The 26395-nt window shown below is 53.7% G+C and carries 25 protein-coding genes; 6 read left to right on the forward strand and 19 right to left on the reverse strand.

The window, feature by feature from the left end:
* Positions 1-46 precede the first annotated feature (46 nt).
* From ubiB to udp, 5 genes are all read right to left on the reverse strand, one after another.
* Positions 47-1687, reverse strand: a complete 1641-nt coding sequence (gene ubiB, locus GUC46_RS23320; protein WP_003017891.1) for a ubiquinone biosynthesis regulatory protein kinase UbiB — start codon at positions 1685-1687, stop codon at positions 47-49.
* On the reverse strand, positions 1684-2289 hold the full coding sequence (gene ubiJ, locus GUC46_RS23325) for a ubiquinone biosynthesis protein UbiJ (RefSeq protein ID WP_003017894.1): 606 nt from the start codon (positions 2287-2289) through the stop codon (positions 1684-1686). Before ubiJ ends, ubiB begins: the two co-directional genes overlap by 4 nt.
* A 13-nt stretch (positions 2290-2302) precedes the next feature.
* Entirely contained in the window at positions 2303-3058 is a 756-nt protein-coding gene (gene ubiE, locus GUC46_RS23330) for a bifunctional demethylmenaquinone methyltransferase/2-methoxy-6-polyprenyl-1,4-benzoquinol methylase UbiE (protein WP_003017897.1), read from the reverse strand.
* A gap of 94 nt (positions 3059-3152) precedes the next feature.
* Entirely contained in the window at positions 3153-4583 is a 1431-nt protein-coding gene (rmuC, locus tag GUC46_RS23335; protein ID WP_003017901.1) for a DNA recombination protein RmuC, read from the reverse strand.
* Positions 4584-4723: 140 nt separating this feature from the next.
* Positions 4724-5485 (reverse strand): uridine phosphorylase, encoded by a 762-nt coding sequence (gene udp, locus GUC46_RS23340; RefSeq protein ID WP_003017903.1) that lies wholly within the window; start codon positions 5483-5485, stop codon positions 4724-4726.
* Between the two features lie 265 nt (positions 5486-5750).
* Here udp and GUC46_RS23345 point away from each other — a divergent pair, with 265 nt between their 5' ends.
* Positions 5751-6557 (forward strand): dienelactone hydrolase family protein, encoded by an 807-nt coding sequence (locus GUC46_RS23345; RefSeq protein WP_016151242.1) that lies wholly within the window; start codon positions 5751-5753, stop codon positions 6555-6557.
* A gap of 54 nt (positions 6558-6611) precedes the next feature.
* Here the strand turns inward: GUC46_RS23345 and metE are convergent, their stop codons facing one another.
* Entirely contained in the window at positions 6612-8873 is a 2262-nt protein-coding gene (metE, locus tag GUC46_RS23350; RefSeq protein WP_160180751.1) for a 5-methyltetrahydropteroyltriglutamate--homocysteine S-methyltransferase, read from the reverse strand.
* Between the two features lie 235 nt (positions 8874-9108).
* Here metE and metR point away from each other — a divergent pair, with 235 nt between their 5' ends.
* Complete coding sequence (metR, locus tag GUC46_RS23355; protein ID WP_003841224.1) at positions 9109-10062, forward strand: HTH-type transcriptional regulator MetR; 954 nt, start codon at positions 9109-9111, stop codon at positions 10060-10062.
* Here metR and GUC46_RS23360 read toward each other — a convergent pair.
* The 3 genes from GUC46_RS23360 to pldB form a co-directional block, all read right to left on the reverse strand.
* On the reverse strand, positions 9950-10849 hold the full coding sequence (locus tag GUC46_RS23360) for a carboxylate/amino acid/amine transporter (protein WP_130714427.1): 900 nt from the start codon (positions 10847-10849) through the stop codon (positions 9950-9952). The two genes, metR and GUC46_RS23360, sit on opposite strands and share 113 nt — an antisense overlap.
* Positions 10850-10924: 75 nt before the next feature.
* A complete protein-coding gene (gene yigL, locus GUC46_RS23365) occupies positions 10925-11725 on the reverse strand; it encodes a sugar/pyridoxal phosphate phosphatase YigL (RefSeq protein WP_003017910.1) in 801 nt (266 codons plus the stop codon).
* A gap of 15 nt (positions 11726-11740) precedes the next feature.
* Positions 11741-12757, reverse strand: a complete 1017-nt coding sequence (pldB, locus tag GUC46_RS23370; protein WP_160180754.1) for a lysophospholipase L2 — start codon at positions 12755-12757, stop codon at positions 11741-11743.
* A gap of 110 nt (positions 12758-12867) precedes the next feature.
* Between pldB and rhtB the strand changes: the two genes are divergently transcribed.
* Both rhtB and GUC46_RS23380 read left to right on the forward strand, forming a co-directional pair.
* The gene (gene rhtB / locus GUC46_RS23375; protein WP_003828938.1) at positions 12868-13488 is read left to right on the forward strand and encodes a homoserine/homoserine lactone efflux protein; all 621 of its coding nucleotides are present in this window, start codon (positions 12868-12870) and stop codon (positions 13486-13488) included.
* A gap of 162 nt (positions 13489-13650) precedes the next feature.
* Complete coding sequence (locus GUC46_RS23380; RefSeq protein ID WP_160180756.1) at positions 13651-14535, forward strand: Rpn family recombination-promoting nuclease/putative transposase; 885 nt, start codon at positions 13651-13653, stop codon at positions 14533-14535.
* A gap of 38 nt (positions 14536-14573) precedes the next feature.
* Here the strand turns inward: GUC46_RS23380 and rhtC are convergent, their stop codons facing one another.
* The 3 genes from rhtC to pldA all read right to left on the reverse strand — a co-directional run bounded on the left by rhtC (position 14574) and on the right by pldA (position 18045).
* Complete coding sequence (rhtC, locus tag GUC46_RS23385; protein WP_003828942.1) at positions 14574-15194, reverse strand: threonine export protein RhtC; 621 nt, start codon at positions 15192-15194, stop codon at positions 14574-14576.
* A 63-nt stretch (positions 15195-15257) separates the two neighbouring features.
* A complete protein-coding gene (recQ, locus tag GUC46_RS23390; RefSeq protein ID WP_061549309.1) occupies positions 15258-17087 on the reverse strand; it encodes an ATP-dependent DNA helicase RecQ in 1830 nt (609 codons plus the stop codon).
* 88 nt (positions 17088-17175) lie between these two features.
* Entirely contained in the window at positions 17176-18045 is an 870-nt protein-coding gene (gene pldA / locus GUC46_RS23395; protein ID WP_003017916.1) for a phospholipase A, read from the reverse strand.
* Positions 18046-18210: 165 nt separating this feature from the next.
* Between pldA and yigI the strand changes: the two genes are divergently transcribed.
* Both yigI and rarD read left to right on the forward strand, forming a co-directional pair.
* Positions 18211-18678: an acyl-CoA thioesterase YigI gene (yigI, locus tag GUC46_RS23400; RefSeq protein ID WP_003017917.1), complete on the forward strand. Its 468-nt coding sequence runs from the start codon at positions 18211-18213 to the stop codon at positions 18676-18678.
* Positions 18679-18729: 51 nt separating this feature from the next.
* Positions 18730-19623, forward strand: a complete 894-nt coding sequence (gene rarD / locus GUC46_RS23405) for an EamA family transporter RarD (protein WP_003841213.1) — start codon at positions 18730-18732, stop codon at positions 19621-19623.
* Between the two features lie 73 nt (positions 19624-19696).
* On the opposite strand, the gene corA is transcribed toward rarD, so the two are convergent.
* The 7 genes from corA to dapF form a co-directional block, all read right to left on the reverse strand.
* Positions 19697-20647, reverse strand: a complete 951-nt coding sequence (corA, locus tag GUC46_RS23410; RefSeq protein ID WP_003017920.1) for a magnesium/cobalt transporter CorA — start codon at positions 20645-20647, stop codon at positions 19697-19699.
* Positions 20648-20800: 153 nt separating this feature from the next.
* On the reverse strand, positions 20801-20857 hold the full coding sequence (gene ysgD / locus GUC46_RS24175) for a YsgD/CorL family protein (protein ID WP_212723238.1): 57 nt from the start codon (positions 20855-20857) through the stop codon (positions 20801-20803).
* Between the two features lie 148 nt (positions 20858-21005).
* Entirely contained in the window at positions 21006-23168 is a 2163-nt protein-coding gene (gene uvrD / locus GUC46_RS23415; protein ID WP_003017922.1) for a DNA helicase II, read from the reverse strand.
* A 64-nt stretch (positions 23169-23232) separates the two neighbouring features.
* Entirely contained in the window at positions 23233-23949 is a 717-nt protein-coding gene (yigB, locus tag GUC46_RS23420; protein ID WP_003017925.1) for a 5-amino-6-(5-phospho-D-ribitylamino)uracil phosphatase YigB, read from the reverse strand.
* Positions 23949-24851, reverse strand: a complete 903-nt coding sequence (xerC, locus tag GUC46_RS23425) for a tyrosine recombinase XerC (RefSeq protein ID WP_049002224.1) — start codon at positions 24849-24851, stop codon at positions 23949-23951. Before xerC ends, yigB begins: the two co-directional genes overlap by 1 nt.
* Complete coding sequence (locus GUC46_RS23430) at positions 24848-25555, reverse strand: DUF484 domain-containing protein (RefSeq protein WP_003841208.1); 708 nt, start codon at positions 25553-25555, stop codon at positions 24848-24850. Before GUC46_RS23430 ends, xerC begins: the two co-directional genes overlap by 4 nt.
* Positions 25552-26376, reverse strand: coding sequence for a diaminopimelate epimerase (gene dapF / locus GUC46_RS23435; RefSeq protein ID WP_003841207.1), 825 nt, complete (start codon positions 26374-26376; stop codon positions 25552-25554). The genes GUC46_RS23430 and dapF overlap by 4 nt, the downstream gene beginning before the upstream one ends.
* Between the last annotated feature and the right edge of the window lie 19 nt (positions 26377-26395).

Genomic DNA, 26395 nt, shown 5'->3' on the forward strand with positions numbered 1-26395 from the left:
AAGGCCGTAGTATACGTTACACGGCCTGCCTTGGGCGATGAAAAATTCAGCGCATTTTGCGCCAGCCGATTAACCAGGCTAAAACACCGCCTACCATCAACCAGCCCGGCATAAGCCCCCACTCAGGGCGGCTTACCAGCAGGAATGTTCCACTTAGCAACAATGTTGCGCCAATGCCCAATAAATAACGGGATTGTCCCTGGCGTACATGATTCGCGTGAAGCTCGCGGGCAATCTTATCAACACTGTGCTGTAAATATTTGCCCTGGCGCAAACTGTCATACACCAGTTCAGGTATTTCTGGCATTTTTTCGACCCAGAACGGTGCTTTTTCTTTAAATGCCCTAACGAGCGCCGGAATACCGACCTGATCTTTAATCCAGGATTCGAGGAATGGCTTAGCCGTTTTCCACAAATCTAACTGCGGGTAGAGCTGTCGTCCGACACCCTCAACGTACAGCAGCGTCTTCTGTAGCAATACCAGTTGAGGCTGGACTTCCATATTGAAGCGGCGCGCAGTGTTGAACAAATTCAACAGCACATGACCAAAGGAAATCTCCGCCAGCGGTTTTTCAAAAATCGGCTCGCACACGGTACGAATAGCAAATTCAAACTCTTCTACGTTGGTATCCGGTGGAACCCAACCAGAATCCACGTGCAGTTCAGCAACTTTGCGGTAATCGCGGTTAAAGAACGCAATGAAGTTTTCAGCCAGGTAACGCTTATCTTCTTTGTTTAAAGAGCCCACAATCCCACAATCAATACCAATGTATTTAGGGTTTTCAGGGTGCTCGTAACTGACGAAAATGTTCCCGGGGTGCATGTCCGCATGGAAAAAGCTGTCGCGGAAAACCTGAGTAAAGAAGACCTGAACACCACGTTCAGCCAGCAACTTCATATTGGTGCCGTTCTTCTCAAGCGTGGTGACATCTGAAACCGGGATACCGTAAATGCGCTCCATCACCATCATGTTCTGACTGCAATAGTCGGAATACACTTCCGGGATGTACAGCATCGGGCTATCTTCAAAATTACGTCGTAGCTGAATGGCGTTCGCCGATTCGCGCAGCAGATTTAGCTCATCAATCAACGTTTTTTCATATTCACGGACGACTTCTGTTGGTCGCAGGCGACGCCCATCTGGCAGCAGACGAGGAACCCAACGAGCCAGGCGGTAGATCAGTTTTAAATCCGCTTTGATGACCGGCAGTATGTCCGGGCGAATAACTTTGATCACCACCTCTTTGCCATTCGATTTCAATCGCGCAGTGTGAACCTGAGCAACAGACGCAGATGCCAGCGGCGTGATTTCAAAATCATCAAACCATTCCTCGACGGGCAGCCCGCCCATGGCCTCTTCGATTTGTTTTTTCGCTCTAAGCCCATCAAACGGGGCAACACGATCCTGCAATAGCGCAAGCTGATCGGCGATGTGCGGAGGGAAAAGGTCACGACGGGTGGAGAGCATCTGCCCAAACTTGATCCACACCGGGCCGAGTTCCTGTAAAGCCAGTCTCAGCCTTTCTCCCAGCGGTTTGTCTTTATGTCGGTTGGGCATCCAGAACAACGAGTATCGCCACAACCTAAGCGGCAGCGTGATTCGCATTTTGGGGATGAGTTCATCAAGACCGTAGCTTAAAAAAGTGCGAATGATGAAATAAAGGCGCCGTACTTCACCTGGCGTCATTTGGCCTCCAGTTTTTCCAGCCGTTTGGCCAGAGATTCAACCGCGCGCTCAACGGCTGCCGTTTCTTCAGCAAACCATGCAACCTCTAGTGGGCCAGGAGCCATGCGCCACTCTTCGGTGATCGCTTCGGCGACATAGCGCTGCTGGCGCTGAAAGTTATGGCACAGGAACTTCGCTCCACCACGCAAGACTTTGCTGACCCCTTCCGCGACGATATCGCCGGTATAGGGTGCTAACAGTTCTGCAGGATCCAACTCGGCCAGATCGGCCAGCGCAACAAAGTTCTGTACTACCTGGATATCACCCTGGACTTCCAGTTCACCGCTGCGGATAAGCGTGGTGAGTTGCTGTCTGTCACGCAATTTCGGTAACACACTGGCATATGTGATTACGGTGCAATCGGCTTCGCCTTCCCACGCCCCCAGCACATCGACCTGGCGCTCACTAAACACCAGGACTAACGATGTTGAAAATCCTTTGAGATCAACACGTAGCACTTTGCCCTGTAAACGCGTTCTGGCTGACTTGAGCGCAGGAGAGCGGTACAGAAAGGTGTTGAGCAGATTTTCAACGCCTGCGGTCACTAAGGGTTTTAAAGGCATCCCCACTCTCCTGTCAGAACTTGTATCCACGATGCAGCGCAACGACACCTGCTGTCAGGTTGTAGTAATCAACGCTTTCGAACCCGGCATCTTGCATCATTGCTTTTAAGGTGTCCTGATCGGGATGCATGCGGATGGATTCCGCCAGATAGCGATAGCTGTCCGCATCGCTTGCTACCATTGAACCTATACGCGGCAGAACATGGAAAGAGTACGCGTCGTAGGCTTTGCTCAACGGTTCGATAATCGGCTTGGAGAATTCCAGCACCAGTAAACGTCCGCCCGGCTTCAATACGCGGTACATGGAGCGTAATGCTTTGTCTTTATCCGTAACGTTGCGCAGACCGAAAGAGATGGTGATGCAGTCAAACGTGTTGTCAGGGAAAGGTAGTGCTTCAGCATTCGCCTGAACGTACTCAACGTTACCCACCACACCAATATTGCGCAGCTTTTCGCGACCCATTTTGAGCATTGAGTCATTGATATCCGCCAGCACAACTTTGCCGGTTTCGCCTACCATGCGAGAGAATTTCGCCGTCAGATCGCCGGTACCGCCTGCTAAATCGAGAACGGTTTGCCCGCGACGCACGCCACTGCAGTCAATGGTGAAGCGCTTCCACAAACGATGAATGCCAAATGACATTAAGTCATTCATAACGTCATATTTAGAGGCCACAGAATGAAAAACGTGGGCCACCATGTCAGCTTTCTGCTCTTTAGCGACGGTCTGAAAGCCAAAGTGCGTCGTTTCTTGTGAATTATCCACCATCTCAGTGCCTGCTCATCCAAAAAATGTTCGAGAAGTGTAACAGATTGGGCCAATTTGCCCTACCCTTCTGCCGGGTTCAACTACCCCAAATGGACTAGTTTGATTGCTGATTTACCGCTTCACCATCGGGGTAAGACGCATCTTGTTGCGTCTCAGGGACCGAGCGCAAGCGGTATTCTTCATCCTGCGTAGTGGCTTGCTCAGCCAGCTCAGGATTAATCTCGCGCTTAATTTCTACACCTAAACTGCGAAACGCTTCTGCCTGCGACAGGACGTTTCCACGACCGGAAGAGAGTTTTTTCATCGCCTGTCGGTAATTATCCTGGGCTTTGTCCAGGCTTTGACCTATTGCCGACATATCATCCACAAACAACCGCATCTTGTCATAAAGTTTGCTGGCCCGATCGGCAATTTGTTGCGCATTACGACTCTGATGCTCGTAGCGCCACAGGTTGGCAATCGTGCGCAATGCCACCAACAGCGTGGTAGGGCTCACCAGCATAATGTTATTTCTAAGCGCTTCGGTAATCAGTTCGGGCTGTCTGTCGAGCGCCAGCAAAAAAGCGGGCTCAACGGGGATAAACATCAGCACATAGTCAAGCGTACGCAGCCCCGGAAGCTGCTGATAGTCTTTGCGGCCCAGCAGACGAATGTGGTTGCGCACCGAGGCGATGTGCTCCTGCAACGCGCTCTCGCGGGTGAATTCATCTTCAGCGTTAAAATAGCGTTCATAGGCGACCAGCGTCATTTTCGCATCAATCACCACATCTTTGCCCTGCGGTAATCGGACAATAACATCCGGCTGCATCCGCGAACGGGCGTCGTTTTCGATGCTGACCTGGGTTTCGTATTCATAGCCTTCGCGCAGACCGGAAGCCTCAAGCACCCGCGTGAGTACCACCTCGCCCCAGTTACCCTGCGTTTTGTTATCGCCTTTTAATGCCCGCGTCAGGTTTACCGCTTCCTGTGCCATCTGCGCATTCAGTTGCTGGAGATTACGAATTTCGTGCGCCAGAGTATGACGTTCCTGTGCCTCTTTACCAAAGCTGTCCTGAACCTGGCGTCGAAATCCGTCCAATTGTTCGCGAAGCGGTGCCAGCAGGCTGTTCAGGCTTTGGCGATTTTGCTCATCTACGCGGCGATTGCTGTGCTCGAATATACGGTTCGCCAGATTTTCAAACTGCTCGCTCAGGCGCTGTTCGCTGTTGATCATCTGGCGAATTTTATCTTCCGCATGCTGTTGCGTTGCTTCCAGCCGGGTAGTGACTTCACGGAGATCAGCTTCCAGAGAGGTGTTGATACTGTGCAGGCTGCGCAATTCGTTATTAAGCAGTTCGCACTCATCACGCCAGTGGGCTTCCTGTGAGAGTTGTTGCCGGGCGGCACTTAGCGCGATATCCAGTTCACGTCGTTCTTCGATGAGATCGGCACGGATTCTGTCGGCGTGCGCTTTTGTTGCCAGCCACCCAACCAGCAGCCCTGCGGCTAACGCCAACACGGCACTCATCATAATTGAAATATCCACAACGCCCCCTTACAGCAACGACTTACCCGCACAAAATAGAATTGTGCTGTATAAACGTCCAGTTTAAAAGGAATTTCCTGCGAGGTACTACGCAAAATAAAAAGGCCGAACGCGTCGGCCTTTTTGAATAGACGGGAGAATTACAGTAAACGACGCGCAGCTTCCACCACGATTTTTACTGCATGGCTTTCTGTTTGTTTCATCGTTTCCGCATTAGGGATCTCTTGCTGAGTACGGTTCACGATAACACCCGCGACCATACCGGCACGCAGACCCTGGCTAGCGCACATGGTCAGCAACGTGGCAGATTCCATTTCGTAGTTCATAACGCCCATAGACTGCCACTCTTCCATCGAGCCTTTGAAACGGCTCACGACGCGACCAGAGAAGGTGTCGTAACGTTCCTGGCCCGGGTAGAAGGTGTCAGAAGATGCGGTAACGCCCACGTGGGTAGTGGCGCCGATAGATTTCGCCGCTTCCACCAGCGCGGTGGTGCACTCGAAGTCCGCAACAGCCGGGAACTCCATTGGCGCGAAGTGCAGGCTTGCGCCGTCCAGACGGACAGACGCCGTGGTGACCAGGACATCACCCACATTGATATGCGGCTGGATAGCGCCAGTCGTACCAATACGCAGGAAGGTACGAATGCCCAGCTGTGCCAGTTCTTCTACGGCAATAGAGGTTGACGGGCCACCGATACCGGTAGAGCAAACGATCACGGCTTTACCATCCAGCTCAGCACGCCAGGTAGTGAACTCGCGATGAGATGCCAGCTTAACCGGCTTATCCATCAGCGCGGCGATCTTTTCCACACGCTCCGGGTCGCCAGGGACGATAGCAAGCGTAGCCCCTTGTAAGTCGCTCTTAGTGAGGCCGAGATGAAAAACATCAGACTTAGACATAAAAACTCCTCTGTGAATCGGTTTTGTCAGAAGAAGCAAAAACACACTTTACCGAAGGCATGAACATATTTTCGTGACAGTCATCACTATGATGTAAATCAATTGCATTCAATTACCATCAAAAAGTGATGCGTATCACATAAATGATGCGATGTAAGGAAGCCCTGCACAAAAGATAGCCCGTTTAAGGCAATGTGGTTCGTTGCATGTGTCTATAGTTAACAATGCGCTTTTTGGCTGAATATTTAAGGGTACGGAGAATACCATGACAACACGACAATCTGGCTTTGCACCTGCTGTATCTCCACCGACGTCTACCACGGTTCACACTCCGGATAACGAAATTATCGCCGGTGTAACGTCCATACCTTCACAAGGCGATGATATGCCAGCGTATCACGCACGACCAAAACAAACCGATGGACTGCTTCCCGTGGTCATTGTCGTGCAGGAGATTTTTGGTATTCATGAGCACATTCGTGACGTTTGCCGCCGTCTGGCTCTGGAAGGGTATCTGGCTATCGCACCAGAACTCTATTTTCGCGAAGGCGATCCCAATGACTTTGCCGATATCCCCACGTTGCTCAGCGGCCTTGTCGCCAAAGTGCCTGACTCTCAGGTACTGGCCGATCTGGACCACGTCGCCAGTTGGGCCTCCCGTAACGGGGGAGATGCGCACCAACTGATGATCACCGGATTTTGCTGGGGTGGACGCATTACCTGGCTGTATGCCGCACATAATCCGCAATTAAAAGCGGCGGTAGCGTGGTACGGCAAACTGGTGGGTGATAAAACCCTCAACTCGCCGAAACATCCCGTTGATATCGCAACCGATCTTAACGCCCCCGTTTTGGGACTTTATGGCGGCCAGGATACCAGCATTCCGCAAGATACCGTTGAAACAATGCGTCAGGCGCTACGCGCCGCCAATGCGAAAGCGGAAATCGTGGTCTATCCCGATGCCGGACATGCGTTCAACGCCGATTATCGCCCGAGCTATCACGAAGAGTCCGCGAAAGACGGCTGGCAGAGAATGCTGGAGTGGTTCGCGCAATACGGTGGGAAGAAATAATTCCCGCCAGGCAAACCAATAAACAAAACGGAGGCATCAGCCTCCGTTTTGTTTTTACGCCTGACGCAGATTCTGCGCCGCTTTAACCATGTTTGCCAGCGCGGCGCGGGTTTCCGGCCAACCGCGCGTTTTCAGACCGCAGTCCGGGTTCACCCACAGACGCTCTGCCGGAATACGCTGCTTGGCTTTCTTCAGCAAAGCTTCAATCCACTCCACGCTCGGGACGTTCGGCGAGTGAATGTCGTAGACGCCCGGCCCGATTTCGTTCGGATAGTCGAACTCTTCGAACGACTCCAGCAGCTCCATATCAGAACGTGAAGTCTCAATAGTGATCACGTCCGCGTCCAGCGCCGCAATGGAGTCCATGATGTCGTTGAACTCGCAGTAACACATGTGGGTGTGGATCTGGGTTTCATCCTTCGCCACTGCCGCGTTAATGCGGAAAGCCTCCACGCCCCATTCCAGATACGCCGCCCAGTCGCTGCGACGCAGCGGTAAACCTTCACGCAGTGCCGGCTCATCAATCTGGATGATGCCGATCCCCGCTGCTTCCAGATCCGCAACTTCATCACGCAACGCCAGCGCAATCTGCTTCGCGATGGTTTCACGCGTCACGTCTTCACGCGGGAATGACCAGCAAAGAATGGTCACCGGACCGGTCAGCATACCTTTTACCGGTTTGTCGGTCAGCGACTGGGCATACTTCGCCCACTCCACGGTGATCGCTTCCGGGCGGCTGACGTCGCCAATGACTACCGGTGGCTTCACGCAACGGGAGCCATAGCTCTGTACCCAACCGTTCTGGGTAAAGACGAACCCGTCCAGATGCTCACCAAAGTATTCCACCATGTCGTTACGCTCGGCTTCACCGTGTACCAGCACGTCGAGCCCCAGACGCTCCTGTTCGGCGATCGCCTGTTTGATATGTTCCGCGATACCGGTGCGGTAGTTACCGGCATCCAGGTTGCCCTTTTTGAAGTCCAGACGCAGACCGCGAATTTCGGTGGTTTGCGGGAATGAGCCGATAGTCGTGGTCGGCCATGCCGGCAGATTAAAGCGGGCACGTTGCGCCTCGGCACGAACCGGATAAGCGTTGGCGCGCTGGCTGTCCTGGGCGGTGATTGCCGCCAGACGTTTTTCCACTGCGGCGTTGTGGACACGAGTAGAGTGACGACGAGCCTGAATCGGTGCGCTCCATTCGACAATTGCCGCCGTATCACCGCTGTTCAACGCATCACGCAGCAGCGCCAGCTCGCCGCATTTTTGCAGGGCGAAGGCAAACCAGCTCTTCACCTCTGCATCAAGGCGGGTTTCCACGCTGAGATCGATGGGGCTGTGCAGCAGGGAGCAGGAAGAAGCCACCCACAGGTCACGTTTCCCGACGATATCTTTAATTTGCGCGTATTTTTCGCTGAGATCGGCGCGCCAGACGTTGCGCCCGTTCACCAGGCCCGCTGACAGCAGCCAGTCGGCAGGCAGACGTTTGTGCAGCTCGGCGACATCATCTTTACCGTGCACGAAGTCAACGTGCAGTCCCTGCACCGGCAGCGCGGTAATGGTATCCAGGTTTGGCGTTACGCCTTCGAAGTAGGTGGTCAGTAACAGCTTCACCTGGCCCCGCAAGGCATCATAAGCTGGTTTGAAAGCGTCCAGCCACGCTTGCGGTAATTCCAGCACCAGAGCAGGTTCGTCAATCTGCACCCACTCAATACCCCGTTTTGCCAGCTCAGACAACACCTGCTGGTAAACCGGCAGAATGTCGTTCAACAGACTCAGGCGGTCAAACTGTTCGCCCTTCACTTTCCCCAGCCACAGGTAAGTTACCGGCCCCAGCAGCACAGGTTTCACCTTGTGCCCGAGCGCCAGCGCTTCGTCTACTTCATCCAGCAGTTGCGTCCAGGTCAGTTTGAACTGCTGACCTTTGGTGAACTCTGGCACCATGTAGTGATAGTTGGTATTAAACCATTTGGTCATTTCTGCCGCCGCCGCTGGCTCACCGGTCGGTGCGCGGCCACGGCCAATACGGAATAAGGTATCGATATCGACCGAGCCGTCTTTATTCTGATGACGAGCCGGAACGTTGCCGAGCAGCAGGCTGGTAGTCAGCACGTGATCGTACCAGGCAAAATCACCTACCGGCAGCAGGTCAACACCCGCCTGCTTCTGCTGATCCCAGTGGCGGGCGCGCAGCTCGCGGCCAACGGTCAGCAAATCTTCACGGGAAGAATTTCCCGCCCAGTAACTTTCTTGCGCTTTCTTCAACTCGCGACGCAGGCCAACGCGAGGGAAACCGAGGGTGTGATTCAATATTGTCATTTTTCTTCCTCTAATTATATGTAAATCCTATGGATTTTGAATTTAGGGAAGGCGGCAAGTTTACTCATCCCCAGGAGCTTACTGAAGTAAGTGACTGGGGTGGGGAAACGAAGCCAACGCACCATAAATTTAAAAGACGAAGGATTTTAGCCGTCCAGATGTTTACACATCTATATTTGGCAGTTACTGTATATTCCTCAAGCGCAATTTGTTCATGCCGAAGTGAAGGACTTTCATGATCGAGATTAAACACCTGAAAACGCTCCAGGCGTTGCGGAATAGTGGTTCGCTGGCAGCCGCCGCGGCGACGTTGCATCAGACCCAATCCGCTCTTTCTCACCAGTTCAGCGATCTGGAGCAGCGCCTTGGCTTTCGACTTTTTATCCGTAAAAGCCAGCCTCTGCGCTTTACGCCGCAGGGAGAAATCCTGCTGCAGTTAGCCAATCAGGTGTTGCCGCAAATTGGTCGCGCGCTGCAGGCTTGCAACGAACCGCAGCAAACCCGGCTGCGAATCGCAATTGAATGTCACAGTTGTATTCAATGGCTGACGCCCGCGCTGGAGAATTTTCGTGCCAACTGGCCACAGGTGGAGATGGACTTTAAATCCGGCGTGACGTTCGATCCGCAACCAGCGCTACAGCAGGATGAGCTGGATCTGGTATTAACCTCCGACATCCTGCCGCGCAGCGGATTGCACTACTCACCGATGTTTGATTTTGAAGTCCGCCTGGTACTGGCGCCGGACCATCCGTTGGCCAGCAAAACGCAAATCACGCCGGAAGATTTGGCCAGCGAGACGCTGCTCATTTACCCAGTGCAACGGAGTCGACTGGATGTATGGCGGCATTTCCTGCAGCCTGCGGGTGTTAGTCCGTCGCTGAAGAGCGTGGATAACACCCTGCTGCTGATTCAGATGGTTGCAGCCAGAATGGGTATCGCGGCGTTACCGCACTGGGTGGTGGAGAGTTTTGAACGCCAGGGTTTAGTAGTGACTAAAACCCTGGGTGATGGGTTGTGGAGCCGACTGTACGCCGCCGTGCGTGATGGCGAGCAGCGACAGCCGGTCACTGAAGCGTTTATTCGCTCAGCGCGGAATCACGCCTGCGATCATCTGCCGTTTGTGCGGAGTGCGGAACGACCCACTTTCGATGTACCCACAGTGAGGCCACTATCACAGCCGCGCCAATGATGAAGCTTGGCCAGTGAGGCTGTTGATGCCAGATAGCCATGTTGACCAACAGCCCGGCCGGCACATGCATATTGTTCATGATGCCCAGCGTACCGGCATCCACCTGGGTCGCGCCGTAGTTCCACATAAAGTAACCAATGCCGGACGCTGCCACGCCAAGAAAGACCAGGATACCCCACTGTAGCGTAGTGGTAGGCATTTTCTGCGCATTGCCCAGCATGAACCAGGCCACGACAGCCACCATAAAGGCCCCCATATAAAACCAGGCAAAAGCGTTATGCTGTGGCATTGGGCGGGTTTCCATCAGACGCTTGTAGCCCACCATACCGATGGCAAAACTAATGTTGGAAAGCTGCACCAGCAGCAGGCCAGTCCAGAAGTGGCTGGTTACCTGATCGTAACGAATAATCCCCGCGCCAATCACCGCCAGTAACGCACTAAAGGCATAACTCCAGCGCAGACGACGTCCGCTCATCAGGTCATAAATCAGCGTGATGTAGAGCGGCGTCAGCACGGTGAAAAGCAACAGCTCTGAAACCGTCAGATACAGGTAGGCGTGAAAACTCAGCATATACATAATGCCAAGCTGCATGGCCCCCACCAGCATATACAGCGCGATCGTTTTTACGCTGTGCCCGCGGGTACGTAAAAACGGCAGGAACACCAACGCCGCGAGTCCAACGCGCACCAGCACCGCAAAATAGCTATCGACATGACCGGCAAGGTACTCGCCAAACAGGCTGAAGGAAAAGGCCCACAAAATAGTGGTAATGATGAGTAGCGCCACAATGGATGTCTCTTAGAACAGGGAACATCCATTGTAGCGGAGAGTTTAGTTGACAACTGGTCAACTAAAGAACAATCACTTTAAAAAGAGATCGCGCAGGTAGTGCGGTACGGCATCGTCGGCATTAAGACCAATGACTTCCAGTTCTGGGTGCAGATCCTTCAGGCGCTGGTGGGCGTTGCCCATGATGCAGCCTTTGCCCGCCATAGAGAGCATTTCCGCATCATTCATCCCATCGCCAAAAGCGATGCAGTCTTTCAGGCTGTAGCCCATCGCTTTCGCTACCGCTTCCAGCGCATGACCTTTCGACACGCCGCCCGCCATGACTTCCAGACAGGTAAGCGTAGAGAAGCTGACGTTGACGCGATCGCCCCAGCGGGCGTTAATCGCCTGCTCCAGCGGTAGCAGTCTTTCGTGAGAGTCGGTGGTGAAGAACACTTTGCTGACACCTTCAGGCTCCAGTAATGCAGGTTCAAACAGGGAATAGTTAAACACTGCTTCTTTGAAAAAGCGCATTTCGTCCGGACGATGGCGATTCATAAACCATTCATCATCGCGATAAACGTTGGTCACGATGTCCGGATTTGCATTCACTACGCCAAACAGATCGCTGGCAATGTCGCGATCCAGGTTATGGGAAAAAACCAGATTCCCGTCAGAATCATGCACCCGCGCGCCGTTGGACGTGATCATGTAGGTTTTAATGCCGAGGTTATCGCGAATTTGCCCCACATCAACATGATGACGGCCAGTCGCAAACACGAAGTTAACGCCGCGAGCGGTCAATAACTTCAGCGTCTCTTTGGCATAAGGGGACAGAGTATGGTCGGGGGAAAGCAGCGTACCGTCTAAATCAGACGCAACAACCTGATACATAAGAAAATTCAACCTCTAGGCAAAGCGGGTTCCGCTGGATGAGTTATGCTTGTCGAAAAATTCGACAATAGCGTTAAGCGCGACTGAGCGCATGGCGTCCTTTTCAAAAAGGATCTCATGGTACGCGCCTTTTATGACAAGCGGCTGACCTCCTTCTACAGGATGGCCCGCTGCGGCGCGGAGTTCACAAAAACGATCGTGCATGCGGTTATCCACTACACGTTCTTCTTCAGCCTGAATCAGCAGCGTCGGCGTCGCATCATCCCCAGCGCCAGCCAAAACCTGTTCACCAGCCAGAATCCCTTCGCGTACCCAGTGATAGGTGGGACCGCCAACGCGCAACCGCGGCTCATCAGCATAGAAGCGTAGATTGCGCCGATAGCGCTGTCGACTATGGGTTAACGCATTCATACCGAACGGCAGCGCCCGCCAGCGCCCGGTTCCCATCGCATAGCCTTCGCGGATCCGCGGGTGCCCTTCAGCCCAGTCCAGAATGTGGCGCACCATCCAGTCGGGAAAGCGCATCACAATACCAAACATCGGTGCACAAAGCGCGATGGCATCACACTGATTCGGGTGGCGCTGCAGGAATAACGTGGCAATCGCCCCGCCCATTGAATGCGCCAGGATATAGCGTTTTCTCCACGGGCCGGGTTGCACCTCCTGCTGCCAGAAGGCGGTTAGATCGTCGACATAGTCATTAAAGTTATCGACATGACCGCGATGTGGATCCGAAAGCATTCGCCCGGAACGCCCCTGACCACGGTGATCGATAATGAGCACGTCAAAACCAGAATGAAACAGGTCATACGCCAGTTCAGCGTATTTCACATAGCTTTCAATGCGTCCAGGACAGACGACGATGACGCGATCGTTTTTTTCTGCATGAAAACGCACAAAATGTACGGGGATATCATCCACACCCGTAAATTCCGCTTCTTCCCGCTGACGCCAGAAATCTGTCAGTGGCCCCATGGAAAAAGCAGCAAACGCGTTTTCTCTTGTTTCCCAGTCCTTTTGCTGCTGAAACATCGGGTATCCAGCCTCGCTGACCAAGTAAAATCGTTTTTTTCGCCGTCGCTGATACAACCTAACGGCAGTAGCGTATTGTGGCATAAAAATAGACAATCCGGGAGTTTCTCATGACCTTTGAATGGTGGTTCGCCTACCTGCTGACCTCTATTATTTTGAGCTTGTCTCCAGGCTCTGGCGCAATCAACACTATGACCACCGCCATCAGCCATGGTTATCGCGGTGCCAGCGCGTCGATTGCGGGTTTACAGACCGGGCTGGGCATTCATATCGTTTTGGTAGGCGTGGGGCTGGGAACGCTATTTTCACGTTCGGTGATCGCATTTGAGGTGCTGAAGTGGGCGGGAGCGGCCTATCTGATTTGGCTGGGTATTCAACAATGGCGGGCTGCGGGCGCTATCGATCTGAACACCATGGCGAATACACAATCACGCAGCCGCCTGTTCAAACGCGCGGTCTTTGTGAATCTGACCAACCCCAAGAGCATTGTTTTTCTTGCCGCCCTGTTCCCGCAGTTTATCCTGCCGCAGGAACCGCAACTGATGCAGTATGTGGTGCTTGGCGTTACGACCATTGTAGTCGATATCATTGTGATGATCGGTTACGCGACGCTGGCTACGCGCATTGCGGGCTGGATTAAAGGGCCAAAGCAAATGAAGGCGCTGAACAAAGTGTTCGGCTCGCTGTTTATGCTGATAGGCGCCCTGCTGGCATCGGCAAGGCATGCCTAGCCAATGGAACGGCACTCGCAAAGAAATGCTAACAGTATGAGCGTCTGAATATGACTTTCCGTACTTAGCCGCAAAGGAGGAAAAGTCTTTTATTCTGTGCTGTTAGGTGTTGAATACCAGAGTAAGAATGCCGCCACTCTCACTTCTCACGGATGATGGACGATGGCGGAAGCAACGACACCCCATGACGCAGTATTTAAGACCTTCCTCTCCCGCGTGGAAACCGCGCGGGACTTTATCGAACTTCATCTTCCTCCCTCGTTAATCAAAATCTGCAAACTGGAAACGCTCCGTCTGGAATCAGGCAGTTTTGTGGAGGACGATCTGCGCCCCTATTTCAGCGATATTCTCTACTCACTGGAAACCACCAGCGGGCATGGCTATGTACATGTGCTCATCGAGCATCAAAGCTCACCTGACAAGCATATGTCATTTCGCCTGATGCGCTACGCTATCGCAGCGATGCAGCGTCATCTTGAGGCTGGAAACGACACTCTACCGCTGGTGATTCCAGTGCTCTTTTACCATGGTAAGCAAAGCCCATGGCAAGGCTCAATGAACTGGCTGGATCACTTTGAGGATTCGGGAACCGCCCTTCAACTTTACAGCACACCGTTTCCGTTGGTGGATGTGACGGTTATTCCAGATGATGAAATCATGCAGCATCGCAGTATGGCGGCGCTGACATTAGTACAAAAACACATTCGCCAGCGCGACATGGCACAGCTGCTGGATAAGCTTACCCGCCTGTTTATGCTGGAGAAGATGAGCGGACAACAAATAATCGTGCTGGTAAACTACATGGTGCAAGCAGGGAATACACAAGATGTTCAGACATTATTGTATAAGCTGGCACAGCGTGTGCCGCAGCATGGAGACAAACTGATGACAATGGCGGATCAACTAAAGCAGATAGGCCGCGAAGAGGGCAAACGTATTGCCATACTGGACATAGCAAAAGCAATGCTCAAGCGAGGTCTTGATACCGATGCGATTATGGAAATGACCGGCCTTTCGAAGGATGAATTACAGAAGCTTGTGCAATAAACCGTACTCCGCCCGGGACTCCCAGGCGGGTAACAAACTTAGCGCGAAATAATCAGGTGGATACCGAAGCCCGCGAACAGCGCCCCGGCAAAACCATCAATCCACTTCGCCAGGCGCTGATAGCCACGACGCATCTTCGGTAGCGCAAACAGGCTGGCGACCACGGTAAACCACGCCAGCGTTTCCACAATAATCAGGGCAAAAATCCCCCAACGCGCGCCCGTTCCGACGTTGTCGCCAACAAATAACGAGAAGACGGAGCCAAAATAGATAATGGCTTTAGGGTTCGCCAGATTGGTCAGCAGACCTTTCAAGAAGCTGCGTCCGCTCTGCGCCAGCTCCACCTGCGGAGTGGGAGCTGCAACATCCTGTTTTTTAAACGCGCCGCGCAGCATCTGGTAGCCCATCCAGCACAGATACAGACCCCCACCGACCATAATAATGGTGTGCAGCCAGGCCATTTTTTCGATAATCAGATGCAGGCCGAGCAGTGCCACGCCAGCCCAGACCATGACGCCGCAGGTAATACCCAGCACGCCCATCATCGCTTCTTTGCGCGAACGGCTAACCGCAGTTTGAGAAACAAAAAAGAAATCGGGACCGGGACTCATCAGCGCAACGATGTGCACCAACGCAACGGTGAAAAATAGCGTTAACATAAAAATGACTCGCGGGGGAATAGTTCAGTGAGTCACCATCCTGGCACTTTTTTGCCCGGCTGACTACTCTTCGTCGTCACCATCAACATGTGCGCGAATAAGCGCCATAAACTCTTTACCGAAACGCTCAAGTTTACGCATTCCCACGCCGTTGACGCTCAGCATTTCACTCGGTGAAACCGGCATTTGTTCGGCCATTTCAATCAACGTAGCATCGTTGAACACCACGTACGGCGGGATGTTCTCTTCATCAGCAATGGCTTTACGCAGCTTACGCAATTTGGCGAACAGTTTGCGGTCATAGTTGCCGCCGAAGGATTTCTGCATCGCGCGCGGTTTCAGCGCCACAATACGCGGTACCGCAAGCTGTAGTGGAACTTCACCGCGCAGCACCGGACGCGCGGCTTCGGTTAACTGTAACGCGGAGTGATGAGCAATATTCTGCGTCACCAGGCCCAGGTGAATAAGCTGGCGAATAACGCTCACCCAGTGTTCGTGGCTTTGCTCACGTCCAATGCCATAGACCGGCAGTTTGTCATGGGCCAGCTCGCGAATACGCTGGTTATTCGCTCCGCGCAGCACTTCCACGACGTACCCCATGCCGAAGCGTTGGTTAACACGGTAAATCGTCGACAGCGCTTTACGCGCATCCATGAGTCCGTCGTACTGCTTTGGTGGATCGAGGCAGATGTCGCAGTTACCACACGGCTCCTGACGCCCTTCGCCAAAATAATTCAGCAGCACCAGGCGACGACAGGTTTGTGCCTCGGCAAACGCCCCCATCGCATTGAGTTTATGCCGTTCGATATCCAGCAGTTGCCCAGCGGGTTTCTCTTCGAGGCAACGGCGTAGCCATGCCATATCAGCCGGATCGTAAAACAGCATCGCTTCCGCCGGTAGACCATCACGCCCGGCGCGGCCGGTTTCCTGGTAATAGGATTCGATATTGCGCGGAATGTCGAAATGCACCACGAAGCGTACGTTAGGTTTGTTGATCCCCATACCGAACGCCACGGTCGCCACCACGATTTGCAGGTCGTCGCGCTGGAATTTCTCCTGCACCTCGGCGCGTACGGCATTTTCCAGCCCGGCATGATAAGCCCCGGCGCTGATGCCACGGCTTTGCAGACGCGCGGCGGTGTCCTCGACTTTAGCGCGACTGTTACAGTAGATAATGCCAGACTTACCGCGCTGCTCTTGCACGTAGCGCATCAGCTGATCGAGCGGCTTAAACTTCTCCATCAACATGTAGCGAATGTTCGGGCGGTCAAAGCTGCTGATCTGAATTAACGGGTCGTTGAGTCCCAGCAGACGCACAATATCCAGCCGGGTTGTCTCATCCGCGGTCGCGGTCAGCGCCACAAACGGCAGGGTTGGGAAACGTTGGCGCAACTGTCCCAGCGCCGCGTATTCGGGGCGGAAATCATGCCCCCACTGCGAAATACAGTGCGCTTCATCAACCGCCAGCAGCATCGGATTCCAGTGCGCCAGATGCTCAAGGAAGTTATCCAGCATCAGGCGTTCGGGCGCAATGTACAGTAAGCGAATCTGTCCTGTACGACAGGCTGCCATCACCTCAAGCTGCTGCTCACGACTTTGAGTGGAGTTGAGGCACGCCGCAGCCACGCCGTTGGCCAGCAGTTGATCGACCTGATCCTTCATCAAGGAAATCAGCGGAGAAACAACAACGGTGAGTCCGTTTAGCAATAATGCGGGAATTTGATAGCACAGGGATTTACCGCCGCCGGTCGGCATAACGACCAGGCAGTCGCGACCAGAGAGCACGGTATCAATGATTTCTTCCTGACCAGGGCGAAACTGTTGGTAGCCAAAGGTTTCTTGCAAAACCTGTTTAGCGCCCATTTCCAGATTCAACACTTCCGCCTGCGCCACATTAACCCCATTAGCCTGAAATAAAAACAGGCGCTATTTTCAGCGCCTGAGAGAGAAACTGCAATGATTAAAATACTCTCAATACTTATCAGAAGATATCGTTGAGCATCACGCCCACACCAACACGGGTCTGATTGAAGTTATAGTCAATCAGCGATTCGCCGTAACCGCTGTAAACCTGGGTGTAAAGACGCACATGCTTCGTAATGGGGTAACTGACACCCAACTCAGCGCCGCCGTAACCGGTATTCCAGTTGTACTGACCTTTCGCACTTAAGACGGCGTCACCGAGGTGATAACCCAGTTTGAGCTGATAGTAGCCCATATATTTTGTGATATCCGGGTTATCATCAGTGCTGCCGATGACGTACCACGGCTTAACTTCCACCAGCCAGTTACCGTTTTCAGCCATCAGGCGAGTATAAAGACGGTTCCAGCTACGTGAAGTGGGATCGGAGCGGCCGTTGGAATCATGGTTATAACCCATTTCGACATCACGAAGCGTCCAACCGGCAAAACGGTAGTCGGTGGCGAAACCGAGGAACAATTGCGGTTCGTAGTTGGTTTCGCGAAACGGTGAAGACTCTTCACTGTTAGAAAGCTGCCACCAGGATTTCTGGGTATAGGAGCCGCCGAGTACCGAATTTGGGCCTAATATCCCGCGCCACAGCGGAAACGCCAGGCTTAGCTGAAACTTAACCTCATCTTTGCGCGCATTTTCGGACCAGCTATAGCTGCTGATCGCCTCTTTGTTCATGTCGCTGGTATTGGTGTAGATAAGATAGTTAGTGTCATAAGGATAAAGCGTGAAAGGGTTGTCATGTTCCTGCAGCATGTTGGCGATAATACTGCCACGAACCGCCGGTGCATCATGAATCTCTTTCACTGTCGCTTCCTGCGCATACGCGGTCAACGGCAGCATGACTGCTGGTAGTAACCATCCCAAAATCGCCCGCATCGGTACTGTTCTCCTGAACCAAAATATTGATGAATTGTATAATTATCTGGCAAGTATTCTACATACTTAGCGAGTTCCTCGTTAGTTATCCCGTCCTAAAGTAGAAAACAACAAATAATAAGCATAATATCAACATTTCATTAACTATTAAGATGTAGGGATCATATGTCTGCCGTACTTACTGCTGAGGAAGCGCTGAAGTTAGTGGGTGAAATGTTTGTCTATCATATGCCGTTTAACCGGGCGCTGGGACTGGAGCTTGAACGCTATGAGAAAGAATTTGCTCAATTAGCCTTTAATAATCAACCGATGATGGTCGGCAACTGGGCGCAAAGCATTTTGCATGGCGGCGTGATCGCCTCGGCGCTGGACGTCGCCGCCGGACTGGTGTGCGTTGGCAGTACGCTAACCCGCCATGAGACGATCAGTGAGGACGAACTGCGTCAGCGGATGTCACGCATGGGAACCATCGATTTGCGCGTTGATTACCTGCGTCCAGGGAGAGGGAATCGCTTTACCGCCACCAGCAGCCTGCTGCGGGCGGGTAATAAAGTCGCCGTGGCACGCGTGGAACTGCATAACGAAGAACAGCTTTATATTGCCAGCGCAACCGCCACTTATATGGTGGGGTAAGCAGCCAAAAAAAGGTAAACTGCTGTTACATTTCTGCAATGAGTTTTCCCGATGGATGCTAAACAAACGCGGCAGGGCGTGTTACTCGCTCTTGCTGCTTATTTTATTTGGGGTATCGCACCTGCCTACTTCAAGCTGATTTACTATGTCCCGGCGGATGAGATCTTGACGCACCGTGTCATCTGGTCATTTTTCTTCATGGTGGTGCTGATGAGCATCAGCCGCCAATGGTCGGGTGTCAAAACGCTGCTCCAAACGCCAAAGAAGATCTTCCTGCTGGCGCTCTCGGCGGTGCTCATCGGCGGAAACTGGCTGCTGTTCATTTGGGCGGTCAATAATCACCATATGCTGGAAGCCAGCCTCGGCTATTTTATTAACCCGCTGGTGAATATTGTGCTGGGAATGCTTTTCCTCGGCGAACGCTTTCGTCGCATGCAGTGGCTGGCGGTACTGTTAGCCGCCTGCGGCGTGCTGGTACAGCTGTGGACCTTCGGATCGCTGCCAATCATCGCGCTGGGACTGGCGTTCAGCTTTGCGTTCTATGGCCTAGTGCGCAAGAAGATTGCGGTCGAAGCGCAAACCGGCATGCTGATCGAAACCCTGTGGCTTTTACCCGTTGCAGCCATCTATCTGTTTGGCATTGCCGACAGCCCAACCAGCCATATGGGGCAAAACCCGATGTCGCTCAATCTGCTGCTGATTGCTGCGGGTGTCGTGACCACCATTCCGCTGCTGTGCTTTACCGGCGCGGCAACCCGCCTGCGTCTGTCGACGCTGGGTTTTTTCCAGTACATTGGCCCTACGCTGATGTTCCTGCTGGCGGTAACGTTCTACGGTGAAGTACCGGGTGCGGACAAGATGGTCACTTTCGCGTTTATCTGGGTCGCGCTGGCGATTTTCGTGATGGATGCGATTTATACGCAACGACGGGTTCGTCGGAGCTAGGGGATTGCCGGATGGCGCTTCGCTTATCCGGCCTACAAAAGCACATCACCGTAGGCCGGATAAGTCACCGCCATTACAGCCAGTTCTTGCGCTTAAAGTACAGATACGGCGCCAGACCGGCGAGCATCATAAAGACAATCGCCCCAGGATAACCAAAGCTCCAGTGCAGTTCCGGCATGAACTCAAAGTTCATCCCATAGCTGGACGCCACCAGCGTCGGCGGCAGGAACACCACAGAAACCACCGAGAAGATCTTGATGATGCGGTTCTGCTCGATGTTGATAAAACCCATCGCCGCCTGCATCAGGAAGTTAACCTTCTGGAACAGCGATTCATTGTGCGGCAGCAGAGATTCGATATCGCGCAGGATCTCACGCGCCTGTTCCAGCTGACTGCCCGGCAACCGCGCTTTACGCACCAGGAAGTTCAGTGCACGTTGGGTATCCATCAGACACAAGCGTACCTTCCAGCCGATATCTTCCAGTTCCGCCAGCGTCGACAGCGCTTCGTCATATTCATCGCCCTGGCGCCCTTCCATGATCACACGGCTGAGTTTTTCCAGGTCGCTGTAGATATTTTCGATCTCATCCGCCAGCTGTTCAATTTTGGTTTCGAACAGGTCGAGCAACAGCTCGTAGGCATTGCCATCCACCATAGCCTGGTTACGCGCACGCATGCGGTACAGGCGAAAGGCCGGCAATTCGCGCTCACGCAGGGTAAACAGACGGCCTTCGCGAATAGTAAATGCGACGGTTGAGTTACCCGCGTGATCGTCGGCATCTTCATAAAAGAAGAAGGAGTGAATGTGCAGACCGTCTTCGTCTTCAAAAAAACGCGCGGATGCTTCGATGTCTTCCAGCTCAGGGCGCGTAGCCAGATTCTGGCCCAAGTCCTTTTGCACACGGTTTCGTTCTTCGTCATCCGGCTCGACTAAATCGACCCAAACCGAACTGGCCAGGTGCTCGATCTCGTCTGCCTCAAGGCGAGTTAAACGATTGTTTTCCAGTTGAAATGCGCTCAGCATGACCGGGACTCCCAATGCAAAAAATTATCGGACAGTTCGGAGGGCACACAGAAACAAATTGGGTTTCAGACCATTAAACAGCCTGACTCAGCGCGACGGGAAAAACAGAAGGTCGCTGACAACCGCGAAGGCTATCAGCAAAAAGGGATAGCCTTAGGAGTTGATCCTGGATGACAGGATAATGAGCCAGTATCTACTGGGTGTGTCCAAGGCGAATGTCCTCTTAGCGTAATCGTGCGCGCATGTTACGCCAGCAAAATTTTGACGTCAACACGCAACGAAACGCTAGCCTGGATAAATTACCTGCTCATCAGTAAGGCTAGCAGATCGTTACAAAATAATGATATTTTTCTGAAAGTTATACCGTTTCCAGTCGGGCATAGGCCGCCACCAGCCATTTGATCCCCTGCCCCTGGAACGCGACCTGCAAACGACTGTGCTCGCCGCTGCCTTCCAGATTGACAATGGTGCCCTCGCCAAACTTGGCATGGCGTACGCGCTGGCCAAGCTTATAGCCGGTATCGTTTTCCGCCATTGGCGTGCCCATTCGCTGATGGCTTACCGGGCGGCTGACCGTGGCGCGCAGACGTACCTCTTCAACACACGCTTCCGGCAGTTCACCAATAAAGCGCGACGGGCGATGGTAAACCTCTTTGCCGTACAGACGACGCGTTTCGGCGTAGGTCAGCGTCAGCTTTTGCATCGCGCGGGTCACGCCGACGTAGGCCAGGCGGCGTTCCTCTTCGAGACGTCCGCCTTCGTCCAGCGACATCTGGCTGGGGAACATGCCTTCTTCCATGCCGACGATAAACACCTGCGGGAACTCCAGACCTTTCGCCGAGTGCAGGGTCATCAGCTGAACCGCATCCTGCCAGGTATCCGCCTGCCCTTCGCCCGCCTCCAGCGCGGCGTGAGACAGGAACGCCTGCAACGGCATTAAGTCTTCATCTTCCTCGTTGTAGCTAAACTGGCGCGTTGCCGTCACCAGTTCGTCTAAGTTTTCGATACGCGTCTGGCCCTTCTCGCCTTTTTCCTGCTCGTACATCATGCGCAGGCCGGAGTCTTTAATCACCCGGTCAGTTTGCACGTGCAGCGGCATATCGGCGGTCTCCTGGGCCAGTGCGTCAATCAGCTCCATAAAACGCTGTAAGGCGCTGGCAGCGCGCCCCGCGAGGGCTTTTTCCTGCAACAGCTCACGACAAGCCTGCCACAACGTTAGCTGGCGGTCACGGGAGGTCTGACGCACCACATCTAAAGTACGATCGCCAATCCCGCGGGTCGGTGTATTCACCACGCGCTCAAATGCGGCGTCGTCATTGCGATTAGCGATCAGGCGCAGGTAAGAGAGCGCATCTTTGATTTCCTGGCGTTCGAAGAAGCGCATCCCGCCATAAATCCGATACGGCATGCTGGCCTGTAACAACGCCTCTTCCAGTACGCGCGACTGGGCGTTGCTGCGGTACAGAATAGCGCATTGTTCAAGCGCGCCGCCGTTGTCCTGCCAGGTCTTGATGCGGTTAACCACAAAACGCGCTTCATCAAGTTCGTTGAACGCGCAGTAAAGCGAGATCGGTTCACCGTCGACACCGTCGGTCCACAGCTTTTTACCCAGACGCCCGTTGTTGTTCTCAATCAGGGCGTTCGCCGCGCTGAGGATATTGTTGGTCGAGCGGTAATTCTGCTCCAGACGAATGGTTTCTGCGCCCGGGAAATCGGTGAGGAAGCGCTGGATGTTTTCCACCTGCGCCCCGCGCCAGCCGTAGATCGACTGGTCGTCATCACCCACGATCATCACTTTACCGGTATCGCCCGCCAGCAGGCGGATCCAAGCGTATTGAATGTTGTTGGTATCCTGAAATTCGTCCACCAGGATATTGGTAAAGCGTTCGCGATAGTGCTGCAGGATATGCGGCTTGTTGAGCCACAGTTCATGGGCGCGCAGCAGCAGCTCGGCGAAATCCACCAGCCCGGCGCGGTCACACGCTTCCTGGTAAGCCTGATACACTTTCTGCCAGGTTTGCTCAACCGGGTTGCCATAGCTCTGTAGATGGTGCGGGCGCAGCCCTTCGTCTTTCTGACTATTGATAAACCACATCGCCTGACGCGGCGGCCACTGCTTCTCATCCAGGTTCATCGCCTTGATCAGGCGCTTAAGCAGACGCAATTGGTCTTCGCTGTCGAGGATCTGGAAATCCTGCGGCAGGTTGGCATCCATATGGTGCGCGCGCAGCAGACGGTGCGCCAGACCGTGGAACGTCCCCACCCACATACCACCCTGGCTGGTTCCCATGATCTGACCAATACGGTGGCGCATTTCCGCCGCCGCTTTGTTGGTAAAGGTTACCGCCATAATCGAATACGGCGAGTTGTTCTCTACCGTCAGTAACCAGGCGATACGGTGCACCAGCACGCGCGTTTTACCACTCCCCGCACCTGCCAGAACCAACATGTTGCTGCGTGGCGCGGCCACAGCCTGGCGCTGTTCGTCATTGAGGCTATCGAGCAGGTAAGAAACGTCCATTGGCACCGCCGGAATCAACAGGGCCCAGCCGGACCCCTGGGAATTTATACAGAGTTGTTGGTGATTATATCAGCGAGGTCAGAGATGCCAACTGTGAAATTTCGATATGCGGCAGCAAACGGCTGTCAGCGGTGTGCATCAGGTCGGCATTTTCCGGTTTGATCCAGCAGGCCTGCATACCACAACGGATAGCGCCCGCGACATCTGTCGTCAGGTCATCACCCACATGCAGGATCTCACCTACAGGCATTTTCAGTTTTTCCGCCGCCAGCGTGTACATGTCGCTGAACGGTTTTGATCGTCCGTCGGGACCGGCGCGCAGCACAAACTCAAAGTAATCACCCAGGCCAAACAGTTCCGGCTGCGCGTTACCGTTGGTGATCGCCACCAGCGGCCATTTGCGAGCCAGCGCTTTCAGCGTGTCATGCGTCGTCTGTGGGACTTCAATGCGGCTACGCCATTTGGCAAAATTCATCATCGCCGCATTCGCCCCCATTCTGGCTTCTGCCGCTGACAAACCCGCCTCCAGCATAGCGCGTTCTACGGCCCGGTGACGCCATTGGGTAACATCGTGATAGATTTCCGGCTCGGCGTCACGAACGGCCTGACGCAAGCGCTGTAGGTCGCTATTTTGCAGCGAATTCAACGCCGGATGGTAATTCTGTACAAACGCGAGCGCTTCCTGCTCGGTGCGTGTGATAACGGGACGGTTATCGTAAAGGGTGTCATCAAGGTCAAAGGTGAGCGCAGAAATGCGCCCCAAAGGCCGGTAAAAACGCATTATTTCCCCCGTTTGGCGCGCGGATGCGCCGCATCGTACACTGAAGCCAGGTGTTGAAAATCAAGATGGGTATAGATTTGAGTTGTGGAGAGATTGGCATGACCCAATAACTCCTGCACTCCGCGCAGATCGCCGCTCGACTCCAGCATATGCGTCGCAAAGGAGTGGCGTAATTTGTGGGGATGTACGTGGCTGTTCAGCCCCTGCTTGATACCCCATTCAGCAAAGCGTTTCTGCACGTTACGCGCCGAGATGCGTTTGCCCAGTTTGGACAGAAATAGCGCATCGTCATCGCAGCCAAAGAGTCCGCGCAGATCCAGCCAGTGCTCAATCCACGCCACCGCATTGCGGCCAATCGGCAGGCGACGCTCTTTACTGCCCTTACCCATCACCCACACTTCGCCGGTGTCGAGATCGAGATGTTTAATATCCAGCCCAACCAGTTCAGATAAACGCAGACCCGCGCCGTACATCACTTCCAGCATTGCTCTATCACGCACGGCAAGGGGGTCGTTGAGATCGATATCCAGCAGACGATTAACGTCGTCGACATCGATATTTTTAGGCAGATGACGCGGTGCTTTCGGCGCGGAAACGCTTTTTGCCGGATTGGCTTTCAGTTCGCCCTGATTAACCAGCCAGTCGAAGAAACTGCGTAACGCGGAGAGACGCAGCGCCAGACTCGCCGGCCCCAATCCTTTACGACGGCTGCGAACAGCAAAACTGCGGACCATGAGCACATCACATTGTTGCCAGCTTTGCAGACCGGTCTCTCCAGCTAACGCAATGATGGCATCAAGCTGACGCTGATAATTAAGCAAGGTGATCGGGCTAAGCTGACGCTCAACGCCCAGATAGCGCAAAAAGCGCGCCACATCCTGAGAAAGGGGTGAATCGGTCATACGCGTTCAATCCAGCGCTCCAGCAGCTCCGGCAACATCAGCGAGATTTCCTGCAGCAATTGCGTGCCTTGCCCCTGCTGGTAATGATTAACATCACGACTGCTAAACAGCATCACGCCAAGGGATCCATCCTGCCCGAGCATCGACATCGCGACTGAGCCTATGGCTTTCGCCTCCGGCATCATCACCAGCAATTCAGGACCATTGAGCGGCCCAAGATAGTGCTGCGACTGGCCCAAACGCTGGATACGCAACGGTTCAAAAGCCTGACGGCTTAATGCCAGATGGGTGAATTTTGAGGGCGCGCCTAGTCGCCAGCGATCCGGGAACAGACGAACCGTCGCTCCTGCCAGCCCTAACTCACGCGCCCAGCGATGAAATCGCATCAGCATATCGTCAAGGCTGCTGGCCGCCACCAGACGTCCTTGCAGATTTAACAGACGATAGAACAGGCTTTCATTGGCGTTGGCCTGTTCCATCAACAGCGCCATGTTCTCTTCCAGCACGTTAATATGATTACGCGCCCGCGCCATATGCCATTCCACTAAAGAGACCGTGCCCCGCACTGGGTGCGGAACTCGCATCGCTTCAACAGCCTGGGCATTACGGATAAAAAACTCAGGATTACGTTGCAGATAATCGACGACCGCCCGATCGTCGAGCTCCATGAGCGTTTCCTGTAGTTCTTCCCCTGGTTGCTTCATAAGTGAATAAATCCGTCGTAGACATGTGCCGCCGGGCCAGTCATATACAGCGGATGACCCGGACCTTTCCAGGCGATATCAAGTCGACCGCCCGGTAATTCCACCCTCACTTCTTCTGCCAGCAGCCCCTGCTGGATACCGACTGCAACGGCGGCGCATGCACCGCTGCCGCAGGCCTGCGTTTCACCCGCGCCGCGCTCATAGACGCGCAGTCGGATGTGCTCGCGTTTTACCACCTGCATAAATCCGATGTTGGCGCGTTCAGGGAAGCGTTCATGGCTTTCCAGAACCGGTCCCAGTGTTTCTACCGTGGCCGTATCAACATCATCAACCTGAATCACGCAGTGCGGGTTCCCCATTGAAACCACGCCGCACAATACTGTCTGTTCGGCCACGCGCATAATATAGGTCTTCTCTGCTTTATTAGCGCGAAAAGGAACCTGCGAGGGTTCAAAATTGGGTTCGCCCATATTCACCCGCACCAGCTCGTCGTCGGTTACGGTTAATACCATACGACCATTCGCGGTACTGACGCGAATATCGCGCTTATTGGTCAGCCCTTTCAGGCGAACAAAACGGGCAAAACAGCGGGCGCCATTGCCGCACTGTGACACTTCACTGCCGTCGGCATTAAAAATACGGTAGTGGAAATCCAGCTCCGGATCATACGGAGGTTCAACCACCAGCAGTTGATCAAATCCAACGCCGAGATGTCTGTCGGCCAGGCGGCGGATCAGCTCTGGTGAGAAAAAGACATTCTGCGTTACCGCGTCGACGACCATAAAATCGTTGCCAAGGCCATGCATTTTAGAGAATTGCATCATTCACTCCGTTCACGCG

Source organism: Citrobacter sp. LUTT5, from assembly GCF_009905315.1.
Classification (GTDB): Bacteria; Pseudomonadota; Gammaproteobacteria; order Enterobacterales; family Enterobacteriaceae; genus Citrobacter; species Citrobacter freundii.

Coding starts and splice junctions, on each gene's coding strand:
- rhtC (WP_003828942.1), bottom strand. CDS start 15,194: ATGTTAACGCTATTTTTCACCGTTGCGTTGGTGCACATCGTTGCGCTG.
- udp (WP_003017903.1), bottom strand. CDS start 5,485: ATGTCTAAGTCTGATGTTTTTCATCTCGGCCTCACTAAGAGCGACTTA.
- corA (WP_003017920.1), bottom strand. CDS start 20,647: ATGCTGAGCGCATTTCAACTGGAAAACAATCGTTTAACTCGCCTTGAG.
- rhtB (WP_003828938.1), top strand. CDS start 12,868: ATGACCTTTGAATGGTGGTTCGCCTACCTGCTGACCTCTATTATTTTG.
- ubiE (WP_003017897.1), bottom strand. CDS start 3,058: ATGGTGGATAATTCACAAGAAACGACGCACTTTGGCTTTCAGACCGTC.
- yigB (WP_003017925.1), bottom strand. CDS start 23,949: ATGCGTTTTTACCGGCCTTTGGGGCGCATTTCTGCGCTCACCTTTGAC.
- uvrD (WP_003017922.1), bottom strand. CDS start 23,168: ATGGACGTTTCTTACCTGCTCGATAGCCTCAATGACGAACAGCGCCAG.
- ubiB (WP_003017891.1), bottom strand. CDS start 1,687: ATGACGCCAGGTGAAGTACGGCGCCTTTATTTCATCATTCGCACTTTT.
- rarD (WP_003841213.1), top strand. CDS start 18,730: ATGGATGCTAAACAAACGCGGCAGGGCGTGTTACTCGCTCTTGCTGCT.
- dapF (WP_003841207.1), bottom strand. CDS start 26,376: ATGCAATTCTCTAAAATGCATGGCCTTGGCAACGATTTTATGGTCGTC.
- metE (WP_160180751.1), bottom strand. CDS start 8,873: ATGACAATATTGAATCACACCCTCGGTTTCCCTCGCGTTGGCCTGCGT.
- pldA (WP_003017916.1), bottom strand. CDS start 18,045: ATGCGGGCGATTTTGGGATGGTTACTACCAGCAGTCATGCTGCCGTTG.
- yigL (WP_003017910.1), bottom strand. CDS start 11,725: ATGTATCAGGTTGTTGCGTCTGATTTAGACGGTACGCTGCTTTCCCCC.
- GUC46_RS23345 (WP_016151242.1), top strand. CDS start 5,751: ATGACAACACGACAATCTGGCTTTGCACCTGCTGTATCTCCACCGACG.
- xerC (WP_049002224.1), bottom strand. CDS start 24,851: ATGACCGATTCACCCCTTTCTCAGGATGTGGCGCGCTTTTTGCGCTAT.
- pldB (WP_160180754.1), bottom strand. CDS start 12,757: ATGTTTCAGCAGCAAAAGGACTGGGAAACAAGAGAAAACGCGTTTGCT.
- GUC46_RS23380 (WP_160180756.1), top strand. CDS start 13,651: ATGGCGGAAGCAACGACACCCCATGACGCAGTATTTAAGACCTTCCTC.
- metR (WP_003841224.1), top strand. CDS start 9,109: ATGATCGAGATTAAACACCTGAAAACGCTCCAGGCGTTGCGGAATAGT.
- GUC46_RS23430 (WP_003841208.1), bottom strand. CDS start 25,555: ATGAAGCAACCAGGGGAAGAACTACAGGAAACGCTCATGGAGCTCGAC.
- ubiJ (WP_003017894.1), bottom strand. CDS start 2,289: ATGCCTTTAAAACCCTTAGTGACCGCAGGCGTTGAAAATCTGCTCAAC.
- yigI (WP_003017917.1), top strand. CDS start 18,211: ATGTCTGCCGTACTTACTGCTGAGGAAGCGCTGAAGTTAGTGGGTGAA.